This is a genomic window from Leptospira perdikensis, assembly GCF_004769575.1.
Classification (GTDB): domain Bacteria; phylum Spirochaetota; class Leptospiria; order Leptospirales; family Leptospiraceae; genus Leptospira_A; species Leptospira_A perdikensis.
Genome location: NZ_RQGA01000003.1, coordinates 479,518 through 493,758, shown reverse-complemented (window position 1 = coordinate 493,758; position 14,241 = coordinate 479,518). Strand labels below are relative to the sequence as shown.

Here is a 14,241-nt window from a genome sequence, read left to right as displayed (position 1 = left end):
TGAAGACTAAAAAAAATGAGAACCTTCTCTTATTATCTATTAATCCTTTTTTTCCTTCAATGCTCTGTCGATTTACGTCAGGTGCCTCCCCCTTCCCCGAATGGAAATACAAACCGAACACAGACAAATCTTCCTTTAGTAATCGGTAAATTTGAAATCCTATCTGCTGATCGCGGAGTATATACGGATGCATGGAGAATGGCATTCAAAGGCCACCTAACATCATCTGGATTATTTCCAAGTGTGGTTACAGAACTCGATCCAAAAACCACATCTGATTTTTATACGATCGATGTTGAAATGAAAACACATTATGAAGACAACTACAACTGGTGGTATACATGGCCCGCAGCATATCCGTTGATTGCCATCTGGCCCATTCAATATAGGATAGCCGAGTATACAGTTGACTTCAAATACAAACTGTATAAAAACAAATCTCTTATGAAAGAAGAAACGATTACCAAAAAAGGAAATGCAACCGAATTTTTATATGGTTTTTTTAAAGTAAGAAATTTCCAACGAATGATTGAAGAAACAAACTTAGAAGCTGTAAGAACATGCATTCAAAATTTATCCGATTCATTATAATACTTAATCTTTTAAGTTTTACCGGTTGTGTAAGTATTCCTTTCCAAACGGCAAATCATACAGACGACTGTTTGGCTTATTATTACCAAACCAAACGTCAAGTCACAGAAGTATTCGATGAAAACGCATTAACACTCGGGCTTGTTGTGGTTCTTTCACTTCTCAATTCAGCTTTTTCTCCTATTTTTCTTTTACCGATTCTCACCACCCCATACATTCATTATAAGAATAAGGTTAAATCGGATGAAATTCTAAGCCAATGGAAAAAAGAAAGATGTGGAATTCCAGAAACAGGTTCGGAACAAAACACAATTCGTCCCACTGATCTTTAGTTATTATTTAAGAACTTCATTGTGTCTCCTAAAAGAAGACCAATCTGAAGCCTCAGCTGAATGAGATCATATCGATTTTGAATTTCGTTTCGCATCACATCACGGAGTCGCCTATCAACTGTTTGCAATTCGATCACAGATGCAGATCCCGTTTTGTAGGCCTTTTCCATAATTTGATAGTTTTCTTCGGCAATCCGTTTACTTTCGCGCGAGATATCATACAACTCGACTAGGTTGTTATGTTGTTGGATCAACTCAAAGAGATACAAACCGGTATTTTCTCTTAAAAATTGCGATTGAGACTTAGCTAATTTAATTTCGATTTTAGATTTATCAAATTCATTTTTAGACAACCAACGATTGAACAAAGGAAATCGAAATCCAAAATTTCCACCTACATTAAAATCCGCATCAGAAGATCTGGCATAACGACTAAAATCGTTCCGACTATAGTCATAAACTTCCATAGAATTTGCCCATGTTCCGCTAAGACCCGAATAGGATTCCCGACTGGACTGGTTATAAACATTCACAAAAAAATCAGGAACCCAGAGTTCGTTGAATCTTACCATCTTTTGAATTTCTAAAATCTTAACTTGGTTGATAGTAAGGATGATATCAAAATTCAGATCGGTTAGATTTTTTTCATATTCGGATAATGTTGATTCTAAAGGAAGAATTTTATATTCACGTTCGGGTATTTGTTTTAAAGCAACATCTTTAAGTAAAAACTTTCTTCTAAATATGGATTGGCTTTTTTGTTGGTCCAACCTTGATTTGATCACATTGTATTTATAAAAGAAATAATCTACTTTTGAGTTTTGAGTTACTAAATAGGATTCAATACCTTGTTTATAAAGTTTCTGAACAGTTTGAAATTGTTTATCTGCATCTGATTCATTGGAAAAATCATAATCATAAAACGCTAATAACTTTAAGGTCTCTGCATATTGAAATGCTTGGTCAAATAACTCCTTTTGATAAAGAGCACGATATTCCAATAACAAACGTTCATATTCTAATTCCAATATCATATTGGTTAGAACGGTATTTCCTTGGTCTTGGAAATTCCAATTTAGATTTAAAGATGTATTCCAACCTTTTCTGTTATAACCATCCCCTCGTAATGATTCAAAGAATGGAGAATGTTCTAGATTGACAGAAGGCAAATAACGTAAATTTCTTGAATCGATATCGACTTTTTTACGTTCAATTTCCATTTCTTTTAATTTTAACTCATATGACTTTTCACCAACTAACTTTGGCAAGTCATGAAATTCGACCGCATCTGCCCAAATATTTAAAATTGGTACAATGGATAAAAAAAAGAAAAATATGAATAAATAAAAACGGATCACTAATTCAATTATCGGATCGCTTCCTGTTTGGAATGAAGTAATTGGTAAATTCCGCCTTTAGAAAGTAACTCCCTATGAGTGCCTTTCCCCTCCAACTTCCCCCTCTCTAATACAAAAATTTGGTCATAATTACGGATTGTATCCAATCTGTGAGCAACAGTAATGATGGTTGCATTTGCAAATACAGAACCTATATGAGACAGAATTCGTGCTTCCGTTTCCTTATCTAAGGAGGCTGTTGGTTCATCCAAAAGCAGAACATTAGGCCTTTGTAAAAACAAACGTGCAAGCGAAACTCTTTGTTTTTGACCACCGGAAAAAATAAACCCTCTTTCTGAAATTTCCGTATCATAACCAAGCGGAAGTTTGACGATATCATCATGAATACAAGCCAATTTAGCGGCTTCGACTACTTCACTTAAAGTTGCTTCCGGTTTTGTAATAGATATGTTTTCCCTGACCGTTCCTGAAATCAAAGGATTCTCTTGAAACAACACACCTATTTTTGTTCTCAAACTAGGAAGCCAAATTTCGTTCAAAGTTACATCATCTATGATGATTTCTCCTTCTTGTGGATTGTACAAACCAAGAATGAGTTTTAAAATGGTAGATTTCCCACTTCCACTTCTTCCTACAAAGGCAACTTTTTTTCCGGCTTTGATTTTAATTTTTAGATTTCGAATTCCTGATTCTGGTTTTAAAGTATCATACGAAAAACTTAAATTTTTAAATTCTATGTCACCTTTAACTTCAGGTAAATCTATTTTAAATAAATTATCTCTATCTGTGATTTCACTATCCAAAGATTCAAAACTTCTTAAACGATTCCAAGATACATTTGCTTTGTGAAACTTTAAAAAATCATCATATAAAGAAACAATGGGATTTCGAATATAGGCAACAAGACCAATGATCGCATACAACGTTCCGAGTGTCATTTTGTCATTCAGAATAAGAATACTACCAACTAACATTACAACCACTACGGTGATCTGTTTAAAAAACTCAGTATTGGTAAAAAGTAAGTTGGAATAAAATAGTTTTTTTCCTTCTGAATTCAGTTGAGTGGTCAGTCTTTTTTCGAAGTCCCAACGGTGTGAATAAGTTGCACCTAAATTTTTAATTGTCTCGAAACCGTGAATGGTCTCTATGAAGTAACTTAAAGTTTCAGATTTTTTAAGTGATTCTTTTTTTGTTTCCTCAATAATCTTTGGTGTAAGTGCACGAAGAATCAACATCTCCGGTAAAATTAAAAATCCAATGATTACCAACAACAAAGGAGAGAGGAAAAGAAAAATAATAAATACCAAAGAACTAAAAAGCAAATCGAACAATTTCATTGCCCCTTGGTCAGAAAAAAACAAAATTACCGATTCTATTTCTTCCCAACGATTAAGAATTTCCCCTTTCCGATTCCTTTCAAAAAAAGAGATAGGTAAAGAAATTAGTTTCACTAAAAACCGAATGGCAATGGTTTGATTTACTCGATTACTCGTAAAAAAAATAACATTCGATCTAAAGTAAGCAAGAAAAGACTGCGAAAAACTAAGCAAAACAACAGCTAAAATCACAGGAAGAAAAAACTCTTTGTTCTCTTGTAACAAAACAGCATCAATCAAATACAAATTTACTAATGGGATGAATACTTCCAAACCTTTGATTACAAAACTAGCAGCAATACCCGCTTTTAAATACTTAATTGCAGGTATAAAATATTCGGCAAGGCCTGAAAAAAATCGATTCCTCCATTCCCATTTCTGATCGGGTTTTACTTTAGGAATAAAATAGATAAGTACGGTCGAAGATTTTTGTTCCCATTCTTCTCGAGATATAGTCATCTCACCAAACTCTGGGTCCATGATGAGAACCTTTTTATGGCCAATTGACTTAACGACAACATACTTCGAGTTTTCAAAAAAATTAATGGCTGGATTGTTATTTAATTCTACTTCATGGTCCTTCCAATTTACAAAATAACAATCACCTTTCTCTTCTCCAAAACAACTCTTCCAATGGTTAGGCCGAATATCAGGATCAAAATCTGGAAAGGATGGATCTGCATCATATTCTGCAAATGAATATCCCCAATAACGAAATATCATTTTACGGCAAGCATCACCCGATTGTGACTTACCATCTTGAAACAGAAATGGAAATCGTATTTGGTTTCTAAGTGGAGGAGAAAATTTTAACTTGGGTAAAAAATGAAATCGATCTTCTTCATAAATATTGGATGTTTCAAACTTGTCTTCTTCGGAACCATCACCTAAATTAAGTTTCCTTTCACTCATAATCGAACGAATGGTGATCAGCAAACTCTCCGATTTTTTGAAAAAACTTTCTGCATCTTTTGAAGAAAGTTCATAAACAAAACTCTCTTCCACTGCGGTAACAGTAGCATTTCTTGCCTTTTTCTCTAATACCCCCATCTCACCTAACACAGAACCTGCTTCAACAAAAGAAAAATAATCCTTCTGCCAAGTAGATTTAGTAACTTTAAATCTTCCTGATCGAATGAAAAATAAAGAAGAACTTTTACTACCTTCTTTCATTAGAATTTGACCAGAATTTATCTTTCGTTTTACCAATACCTTCGATATGTCCTGGATTTCTGTATTGGAAAGTTTTCTAAAATAAGGATGAATTCTCAATTCATCACGAAGTTGTACATTTTCCTTATATTCATTCCATAATTGTTTTTTAGTTTTATCGGATTCAATGAATTTTAAAAATGAGAGAGGTGATAGAACCAGAACCTTTGAATTTTCTTCTACTTGAAAGATTTGTTTTTTTAATGAATCAGAGGAGAACTCGGAAATTCCATAAAAAGAACCTTCTGTTAAAGTTTTAATCAGAAGTTCCTTTTCGTTTATTTTTAATTTTACCTGAATTCTTCCCGTCTCTACGATAATAATTGGTGTTAGTTCTATTCCACTCCCACCAACCCTATCATTTGCAATCAACGATCTAAATTCGAATAAATTGATTAGTTTCTTTAAATCGTTAGTTGGCAGTGTTGATAAAAAATCATCTTCACTAACATCTTTAGGAATTTCTTTTACCGTTTTCAAAACTAATTCCTAGGATCCGCATAACGAAACAAAATTTGATAAATACTTTTTCTATCGATAACTATATCAGCAACTACTTTCAGACCTGGGAACAATTGGAATTCTTTTCCATCTTGGTTTAAGTCCTGTGTTCCCAAAATAAGAACAACTGAAAATGAATCCTTTTCTTTTGTATTGGGAATGATTTGTGAAACCGTTCCTTCGACCACACCAAAATCATTTTGATGGAACGCCTTTACTTTAATCACTGAGGATAAACCTATACGAACTGCACCAATATCTTTACTACTGACTTCCACTATCGCTTCCAAAGGTTGCCCCTCTTCCATGAGTGAAGCTACAGTTTGTCCTCGGATAATATTTTGCCCTACGTTATTGACTGAAAGTTCTCCTATGATACCTGAAAATGGCATACGAATCACAGCATTGGCCACTCTCTCTCGTTTTAACTTTGTATCTCCCCGAAGGCTGGAAATTAAATTTTCTTCTCGTTGAATTTCATCTTTTAAATTTCCAAACTCTTCATTAAACTCTAATAAACTTTGATCATAAATGAATTTTGCTCCAACACCATTCTGAAAATCCATAAATGCTTTTTTTAAATTAACAAATTTGTTTAATACTCCACCCGACAATAAAGAACCAGAATTATTTTCTAAATTATAAGCTAAGTTTTTTAAAATCTTTTCAGCTTCTCTTCTATTTCGAACTAACCTCTGCAATTTCTTTTCTTCGTAATCTAAATTGTTAGTATCCTTTGATAATTCAATTTGTTGTTCAGAGAATTCTAACTCCATGATGGGGTCACCTTTTTTAAGAAAGTCCCCTGATTTAACATATAAGTTGGTCAGTGTACCTGTTTCCAAAGCCTCCACCATATGGTAGTTACCTTTCGGCCTGATAGACCCTGTTGCTTGAACAACCACATCCACCCTTCCCAAAACTAAAAATAAAACAAAACATATAAAAAATGCAGTAATAAGATAAATTCCTTTTCGTTCCCAATTTGGAGCTGGGTGTTTTAATAACTCATCATAATAGGATGCCGAATGTCTTGATTCCCAATTGGAATCAGTTTCTTTTATGTTTTTAAATTTTTTAAACATCTTTATCCCCTTCGCTTAAAGTTGGAAACAAATGGTAATAAAAACCTTTTGTTGTGATCAACTCAGCATGAGTTCCCATCTCAACGATGCGGCCTTCATCTAATACTATGATTTTATCAGCACTCACCGTACTATGAAGTCTATGCGAGATTTGAATGACAGTTCTATCTTGGAATACGGTTTCCCATTGCGACTGGATATGTGATTCTGTTTCCGAATCCAATGCAGAAGTAGGTTCATCCAAAAAAAGTATACTTGGATTAGTAACAAGCGCTCTAGCAATGGCTAGCCGTTGCCTTTGCCCACCTGAAAGACCAATTCCAGATTCTCCAATTTTTGTTTCATATTTCATTGGAAATCTTTCAACAAATTGATCCACAGAAGCTAACTTTGCACCAGCTAACAAAGATTCTCGATTTAAAGATGGGTTTTTTTTGGATAGATTTTCGGCAATGGTTCCAGAAAAAAGAATCGGATGTTGTTCTACTGCTCCAAATTGAATCCTTACTTCTTCAGGATCTAATGTAGAAAGATCGAATGAGTCCACAAACACTTTCCCTTTACTGGGAATGAGTGTCCCCATCATCACCCTCATCAAAGTAGACTTACCACACCCACTCCTTCCCACTATGGCAATTTTTTCTCCGGCTTCGATTTCTAAATGAATATCAGAAAGTATTTCAGGGCTGGTCTCTGAATAACGAAAACTAACATGGTCTAAAGTAATTTTTCCAGAAAGTCTAGGTAATTCACCAAACGGACGTTGACTGACAATTTCCCCAGGCAAAGAATAAATCTCCGTGAGTCGCATACGAGACTCTCGCAATTCACTTAAGTCTTCATACAAATGACAAAGCCTAACAATAGGTTCCATAAGAAGTGAGTATAATACAAGGAATGCCAAAAAACTTCCCAACGTTAGTGACTCATACAAAACATCGCTAACACCGAATGTAATCACTGCAATTAGACCAATTTGTTCAAAGAACTTACTCATAAGTTCCAATACATGGACTCGTTTTCCAACTCTTAGATTGGTTAAGATGGTTCTTGCTATTTCATTCAAACCCTTAGCAAGGTATCGACTTTCCATTGCAGAAGATTTAATAAGTGGCATTCCAGCAAACAATGATAGGAAAAAGGAAGTGGTTTTCTTTTTGGATTCAAAGCTATGTTTTTGTAATTTTTTAATTTTAGCGCTAGAACGAACAACAAACAAAGAATAAACGATAAGGAAAAAAAGCCCGACAAAAGTAAGACTTTTATCTAAACGAAATAGTATAAAAAGGTAAATTGGTAAAGTTACCAAATCTAGAATTAGAAACAATCCTGACCTTTGTGTAATTTCCAATATCCTTTGATTTTCTTTTAATCTTTGCGTAAAGTCGCCGGTTTCAAATTTTCTAAATTCGGGTAAGGTTAAATTCAGTATATGTTGGAAAAATCTTACAAAGTAATTGTATTCCAAACTTTGCATAAGACCAATTGCGATTAAGTTGCGAAATAAAGAAAATAAAGTCTGGAAAAATATAGCAAGTGCCACACCAAAAACTAAGGTAAATAGAAAATTGCGATCGGAAAAAACTAGAACCTGATCCACTACCTGCCGGATCAAATAAGGCAAAGACAAAGTCAAAAATGCAGAAAATACCGTAGCGACTAAAATCCAACGAATCTCACTTCGTTTGGGACTAAACAAAATTCTAAGTTCTTTAAAAAAACTAATCAAACTAACATCGGCAGACATTGCAGCCGGTGCCGGCGAAAACTGCAATATCACTCCATCCCAAATTTTTAAAAACTCAGGAATAGAAAGTTCATAAACACCTTTGATTGGATGAGAGATAAGAACTGCATCTAACTCTTGGTCATATAAATAAAGTAAACAAGGAACACTTTCATCGTCAGTTATAAAAACTGGGTTTTCTAAATCAGAAAGTTGTTCTGGAGAAAGATGTTGTTGTTTGGTTAAAAAACCCAACTTCTCTAACTCAATGGCTAATTCAAAAATCCCAGGAACAATATTTCTACTGAGTTCATTTTTGATTCTGATTTTCCAATTGTTAGGTAGAGGTCTATCAAATGCTCTTAGAGCAAGTTCACTACAAACCAAACCGACCAAAGTGATTTGGTCAGTAGTCACTTGTTCGATGAAGATTTTTTTTGTAGTTTTTCTAAATTCAAAACGTTTAGAAACAAAAGGACGAATTGTATTTTCTTCTTTTTCTTTTGCCTTATAAGTTGAATAACGAAGTAACCGCGACTGAACAATTTCTTCTAGTTTATTTCCTTTCTCAACACCTATGACTTTTCGGAAAACAACACCAGGGATTTTATACAAATCAGAATCTTCGGAGGCAACAGCACTTGCTAATCTTTTCTGTTGTTTGAAGATTGCAATCTCACCGAGGATGTCTCCCGAACGCATAATAGAGATAATCTTTCTTGGATTTTCTGTCCGAATTTGGATTTTTCCGGATCGAACGATGTAGGCAGCATCCCCGTCTTCCCCTTCTGCAAAAATAAAATCCCCTTGTTGGACTTTAACTAACTGAATGGATTTGAGAATGAGTTTGATCTCTTCTGGCGATAATTCACCAAAAAAACTGAGTTTACGAACATAATGAAACTTTTCTTGTTCTTCTTCTCTATGTTTGGCTTTTTCTACTATTTCTGGATGTGATTCAACTAACTTTAAAAAACGAGATGTTGGAAGTAAAAGGACAATGGAAGGTTCCAATGCATAATAATCATGTTTAGATGGAGTTTTAGTCAGTGTAATTCTTTCGCCTATTGATTCACCAACTTCAACAAATGCAAATCGACCTAAATTGACCTCTTGTTTGTTTTGTTTCATCCCAAATCGACCAGTCATTACAAAATGAATGTAATCCGGCATTTGATTAGCTTTGATTAAATTTTGTCCTAACCGTACAAAACGTACTTCTATATACGGTAATAAATTTTCAATTTCCGATTCTTCTAACTCTGCAAGTAAATAATTACTCCGAAACACAGCGCGGATTTTTTCAAGATTTCGCCTAACTTCTGATTGCATCTATTTTTCCGCTAACAAAAGCATATGAGTCACAGGAAAATCCATAGGAATTAAATCTTCCTTAGAATGAGGAACGTCCTTCTCCGATGTAAATATTTTGGTTTTGCCTAAATACCGATTTTCCACCAACCATTCATTCCGATAGGCATGTGATTTGGACGAAACCTGAAACCCAACGGATTCTAAATGGGATTTCCAATCACTAAAACTCCAAAAACAAAAAGATTCGTGCATTTCACTTTCCCAATTGTCCGTATAATCTTTTTTGGAGAGATATTCACATACATCGGCAAGTTTCATACGGTGGTATTCTATACCATCGACGAAAATGGACTTAGTCCTAAGCACATAACCTTCTTCCTTTCGAAAGTCGGATTGAAATCGGAAAAATCGTTCCTTTGTGGACAAAGAATCCAAATACTCTTTGAGATCAGCGAATGATTTTGGTTCTTGTCCTAAATTGGTACCATCTGCATCCTGAAACCAAACGAATACTTCTCTTTCTTTATCCTCAGGTCCAACAACATCCCGATTGATCCAAACCCCACCCATCGCCAGTTCCAGATAACGATTCTGAATGAAAGAAAGAAGTTTGTCCCGGTTGCCATAGGATTCAATTTCGTGAGTGAGTGAGGAGGAATGGATGGTATTCATCGTTCCTGCAGGGTAAACAAGTCCACTCACGGCATTTTTCCTTAAGAAAAAAACGTTGGGATTGAGGAACTCTCCATTTTCTTTTCTTTGTTCACAAACTTGAAACAGATGTCTTGCGATCTCCACTCCGTAAAAATCGGATTCGAACAATCGCTCATTTTCACAAGCAAGTTTAATCCAAGATCCTACGGCACATCCAATGTCGCCAATTCGTCCTGGTAAAATATAATTTTTAGTTTCATTAAACTTCAGTTCGGCGATAGTATCCATCTCCCGAACATAAGTATTATAATCTCGAGATTCGGTCAGGTCTCCGTCTTCACCAATCACCGAGTCAGAAAACAACATTTTTATTTTGTCCCAAATTCCATACACATTCCACAAACGAATGCTTGTTGGATCCATATAGGAAACCAATTCTTCTTTAGTTTTATTCTCTCCCTTCCCTACTGGTTTAGCCAAACCTTCTAAAATTTCCCAAGGAAGTTTGGTATGATACTTATCTTCCCTACCCGGAATTCGTTCCACTGGAAGGATGGAATACCCAAGTTCCGAATATAAATTGGCTACGGGAGTAGAACAAAGAACAATCGTATTCGCTGGTGTTAAGTGTAGTTGCATCTCCGTTTCTGCTTCAATCTTTTTGATTGTATACGAAGCAAAGTTAGGTGATTGACCAATATCATCAATGGGAATCACCAAAGAAGGAATCCCTATATCCTTAGAAAAATCCTGGACCATCATCGCACGTTGGTAAAGTGGAAGTGGGTTTCGTCTTGTGTTATTATGATTGGCAGAGGTGACTGCGAAGATGATGGTTTGGGGAAATTTGGAAATCCGCAATGGATTTCCAAAATGATCTTTTACTTCCGAGAGGCCATCCTTTACCAATTGGATCAGATAATCCTTTTGGTACCGTGTCAGGAGGTGATGACGACCCGGAAGCAATAAATACATGTATTTTAAGCTTTCGGATTTTCTAAAACGATAGCTATTCCTTGCCCACCACCAATACAAAGTGAGGCGACTCCGTATTTAACTCCTCTTCTTTGCATTTCTAATGCAAGAGTCAAAGTCACACGATTACCAGAAGCCCCGAGTGGATGTCCAATCGCAACAGCCCCACCATTCACGTTGGTAATTTTAGGATCAAGCCCCAACTCTTTTTGAACTGCTAAATACTGTGCAGCAAATGCTTCATTGATTTCAAATAGGCCGATGTCTTTCAAACTAAGACCAGCTTTTTGTAATGCGGCAGGAATTGCAATCGCCGGACCAATCCCCATCTTTGCAGGTTCACAACCAGCATGTCCCCATGATTTCACGATAGCTAAAGGTTCTTTTCCTAATTTTTTTGCTTGGGATGCTGAGGCCACAATCAATGCAGAAGCACCGTCATTGATACCAGATGCATTTCCTGCAGTGACAGTTCCGTCTTTTTTGAAAGCAGGTTTTAAGTTTGCTAGTTTTGTCGCACCTGCTTTTCCTTTAATGAATTCATCCTTATCAAATACGATAGGGGTTTTTCCGTTTATGGTAATTGTATGAATCTCATCTTTTAAGATTCCTTTGTTTGTCGCTTCTTCAGCTCTTTCTTGTGAAGTGGCAGCCCAAAGGTCTTGTTCTTCCCTTGAGATTTTGTATTGGTCAGCTAAATTTTCCGCTGTCATACCCATAGGAAGTTCTACATAAACATCCGTTAAACCTTGTGCTAAAGAATCTTCAAATTCAGTATTTCCATAACGAACACCAAATCTTGCATTTCTTACCACATAAGGTGCGTTACTCATCGATTCCACACCACCAGCAAGAACAGTGTGTGCTTCTCCCAACATAATTTTTTTTGCAGCTTGGATGACTGCTTCCATTCCCGAACCACAAAGTCTGTTGAGAGTGAGGGCTGGGCTTGCAATCGGAACCCCTGATTTCAAACCGATATGTCGTGCTAAATAGATTCCATCTTTTCCTGTAGGGATTACGTTCCCAAAAATACTTTCTTCAATGAGGGAAGCATCTACGCCAGTCTTTTGAAGTGCTGCTTTTGAAACTTCGACTCCAAGATCTACGGCACTCATGTCTTTGAGAGTTCCGCCAAAACTACCGAAAGCAGACCGGAGTCCGCCCAATATATAAACTTGTTCCATAGATACCAGGAATGGCCAAATTTAGTCACCTGTCAGCTAAGAATTGAAATTTCACTTGAAAGAGAATCTCAGATGGATACACTTCCTGCATGAATCGAGAACCCATGTTCGGCCTGGAAACCGGCTTTTTATCCAAACAAACGGCAGGTCTCATTCGCGGGATCCTACAAAAACGGTATTCCATCGGCAATTCTTCCGTTCCTTTGTTTTCTTCTCCATCAAATTTGTATCCTGGTTTGGAACTCATCTCAGACCAAGGACCAAATCCCATCCAAAAACGATTGGTGGTCGGAAGTGTTCGTATGGGGTATGGGCACCATCGTATGGCCCTTTCCGTTTATTCTCATTCTTTAAAAAAACAAATTCCAACTTACTTACATGACTTACTCGCCATAAGCTCCCCGGAAGCAAAAGCGATTGCCGACATTGATTCGGGTTATAGTTATTTTTCAAGACTCAGTGCTGAAATCGGTGGGCCAGCGGAATGGCTCTGGGGTCTGCTTATGTCCCAAGGAAACCTCACTTCTTTGGAACTCTCTTGCCAATTGGCTGAGTTGTATAAAGGACTCATGAAAGGAATTCCTACTGATTCACCCGTGATCACCACATACCCGTTAAATGGTCAGATCGCAGTAACTTCAGGATTTCAAAAAACAATCCATCTTATCTGCGATAACTATCCACAGTATTATTTATTAGTGCCAGGAGCTTTGAATTTAGTCCAAACACCTTCCGCTTATACAAAGTTTATCCAGATGGGTATACCAAAAGAAAACCTAGCCGTTGCTGGACATTGGGTCAATGAAGACATTGTATCTGGCGCTGTCACTGATAGTGAAAATCGAGTTCGTCGCATAGATGCAAAAAAATGTAGAAGGTTTCTCATTCCGATTGGAGGAGCGGGTGCGCAAAAAGGATATGTGCTCGATTTGATTCGTTTGAGTAAAAAACATCTACAGAATAAAAAAGCAGTATTTTGGATCAATACAGGTGATCATTCTAAAGTTTTAAAATCCATTGAAGAATTTCTCATTGTTCAAAAGATTTCTTATTTATCCATCAATACTTGGGAAGATTTAATTCGTTTTATTGAACGGCATCCTTTACGTTCCGAGGATAACGAAAACAATCCACCTGTAGTTTTGTTTCATTTCCCATCACATACAGAAGCTTTTTCTGCTACTGATCGATTGATACGTATTACGGATGTTCTCGTTACAAAACCATCGGAACTTGCTTTTTATCCTGTTCCCAAACTTTTTATCCGCCGAGTGGGAGATCATGAAGCAGCATCAGTTCTTAGGTCATTGGAACTAGGAGAAGGAACTGTGGAATGTCGGGAAGTGATACATGCAAAAGAACTTGTGCATATTTTTACCGAGTCGGACGATCTGTTACTGCGGATGAATGAGTCTGTAATCAAAAACATCATCGAAGGTATCTATAACGGAAGTAAGACGGCCGTGGAAATAGCGACCGCAAATTAATTTAGACCAAAACCTTTATGTAGAAAACTTTTTTTCTAATTCTTGCCTAGTCGATTCCCAAACCCCGGCAATTTTGGCTCCTTCTGCTACAGAGGAGTCAATTTCACCCGCTTTGGCAAAACCTTCTGCTTTGATTACGAGTTCAGAAAGTGCTGCCAAACCGAAATTGGCGGCCACACCTTTGATTTGGTGTAGTTCGGCTTGCAAATCCTTTGGCTCCTTGGACACCAAAAGACGGTCTAAATTTTCGATCCGAGTAGCCATGTTTTCTAAAAGAGAGGTTATCATCTCTTTGAGCCATGCCCTGTCCTCAGGATCGTTCATATCCACTAAAGATTCTATTCGAGACCAATCTATAAGCAAGTTACACCACCCAGTCAAAAGTAAACAGACTAGAGAAAGCGTGTAAATTACATTTTAAAAAATCATTTCCAGGTCGT

Annotated in this window: 10 protein-coding genes; 3 read left to right on the top strand and 7 right to left on the bottom strand. The window is 36.4% G+C overall.

All coding sequences use genetic code 11. The features are described 5' to 3' along the window. Positions 1-15: 15 nt before the first annotated feature. Entirely contained in the window at positions 16-591 is a 576-nt protein-coding gene (locus EHQ49_RS03630; RefSeq protein ID WP_135576433.1) for an LBF_2127 family putative lipoprotein, read from the top strand. Next, positions 561-923 carry a hypothetical protein gene (locus EHQ49_RS03625; protein ID WP_135576430.1) on the top strand — a complete coding sequence of 121 codons (363 nt, stop codon included), beginning with the start codon at positions 561-563 and terminating at the stop codon, positions 921-923. Before EHQ49_RS03630 ends, EHQ49_RS03625 begins: the two co-directional genes overlap by 31 nt. Here EHQ49_RS03625 and EHQ49_RS03620 read toward each other — a convergent pair. The 6 genes from EHQ49_RS03620 to EHQ49_RS03595 form a co-directional block, all read right to left on the bottom strand. Beyond that, positions 920-2,281 carry a TolC family protein gene (locus EHQ49_RS03620; protein ID WP_135576428.1) on the bottom strand — a complete coding sequence of 454 codons (1,362 nt, stop codon included), beginning with the start codon at positions 2,279-2,281 and terminating at the stop codon, positions 920-922. The two genes, EHQ49_RS03625 and EHQ49_RS03620, sit on opposite strands and share 4 nt — an antisense overlap. 8 nt (positions 2,282-2,289) lie before the next feature. Beyond that, the gene (locus tag EHQ49_RS03615) at positions 2,290-5,352 is read right to left on the bottom strand and encodes an ATP-binding cassette domain-containing protein (RefSeq protein WP_135576426.1); all 3,063 of its coding nucleotides are present in this window, start codon (positions 5,350-5,352) and stop codon (positions 2,290-2,292) included. Positions 5,353-5,354: 2 nt separating this feature from the next. Beyond that, complete coding sequence (locus EHQ49_RS03610; protein WP_135576424.1) at positions 5,355-6,458, bottom strand: beta-barrel domain-containing protein; 1,104 nt, start codon at positions 6,456-6,458, stop codon at positions 5,355-5,357. Continuing rightward, positions 6,451-9,516 (bottom strand): peptidase domain-containing ABC transporter, encoded by a 3,066-nt coding sequence (locus EHQ49_RS03605; RefSeq protein ID WP_135576422.1) that lies wholly within the window; start codon positions 9,514-9,516, stop codon positions 6,451-6,453. The genes EHQ49_RS03610 and EHQ49_RS03605 overlap by 8 nt, the downstream gene beginning before the upstream one ends. After that, a complete protein-coding gene (locus tag EHQ49_RS03600; RefSeq protein WP_244241325.1) occupies positions 9,517-11,013 on the bottom strand; it encodes a transferase in 1,497 nt (498 codons plus the stop codon). It abuts the gene before it with no gap. A gap of 119 nt (positions 11,014-11,132) precedes the next feature. After that, on the bottom strand, positions 11,133-12,314 hold the full coding sequence (locus tag EHQ49_RS03595; protein ID WP_135576418.1) for an acetyl-CoA C-acetyltransferase: 1,182 nt from the start codon (positions 12,312-12,314) through the stop codon (positions 11,133-11,135). A 104-nt stretch (positions 12,315-12,418) separates the two neighbouring features. Between EHQ49_RS03595 and EHQ49_RS03590 the strand changes: the two genes are divergently transcribed. Further along, positions 12,419-13,801 (top strand): DUF6938 domain-containing protein, encoded by a 1,383-nt coding sequence (locus EHQ49_RS03590; RefSeq protein WP_244241324.1) that lies wholly within the window; start codon positions 12,419-12,421, stop codon positions 13,799-13,801. A gap of 15 nt (positions 13,802-13,816) precedes the next feature. On the opposite strand, the gene EHQ49_RS03585 is transcribed toward EHQ49_RS03590, so the two are convergent. Continuing rightward, on the bottom strand, positions 13,817-14,125 hold the full coding sequence (locus tag EHQ49_RS03585) for an Hpt domain-containing protein (RefSeq protein WP_135576414.1): 309 nt from the start codon (positions 14,123-14,125) through the stop codon (positions 13,817-13,819). Positions 14,126-14,241 lie beyond the last annotated feature (116 nt).

Excerpts from the sequence above, each read along its gene's own strand:
- EHQ49_RS03585 (WP_135576414.1), bottom strand. The coding sequence starts at position 14,125 with ATGAACGATCCTGAGGACAGGGCATGGCTCAAAGAGATGATAACCTCT.
- EHQ49_RS03610 (WP_135576424.1), bottom strand. The coding sequence starts at position 6,458 with ATGTTTAAAAAATTTAAAAACATAAAAGAAACTGATTCCAATTGGGAA.
- EHQ49_RS03625 (WP_135576430.1), top strand. The coding sequence starts at position 561 with ATGCATTCAAAATTTATCCGATTCATTATAATACTTAATCTTTTAAGT.
- EHQ49_RS03630 (WP_135576433.1), top strand. The coding sequence starts at position 16 with ATGAGAACCTTCTCTTATTATCTATTAATCCTTTTTTTCCTTCAATGC.
- EHQ49_RS03595 (WP_135576418.1), bottom strand. The coding sequence starts at position 12,314 with ATGGAACAAGTTTATATATTGGGCGGACTCCGGTCTGCTTTCGGTAGT.
- EHQ49_RS03590 (WP_244241324.1), top strand. The coding sequence starts at position 12,419 with ATGTTCGGCCTGGAAACCGGCTTTTTATCCAAACAAACGGCAGGTCTC.
- EHQ49_RS03605 (WP_135576422.1), bottom strand. The coding sequence starts at position 9,516 with ATGCAATCAGAAGTTAGGCGAAATCTTGAAAAAATCCGCGCTGTGTTT.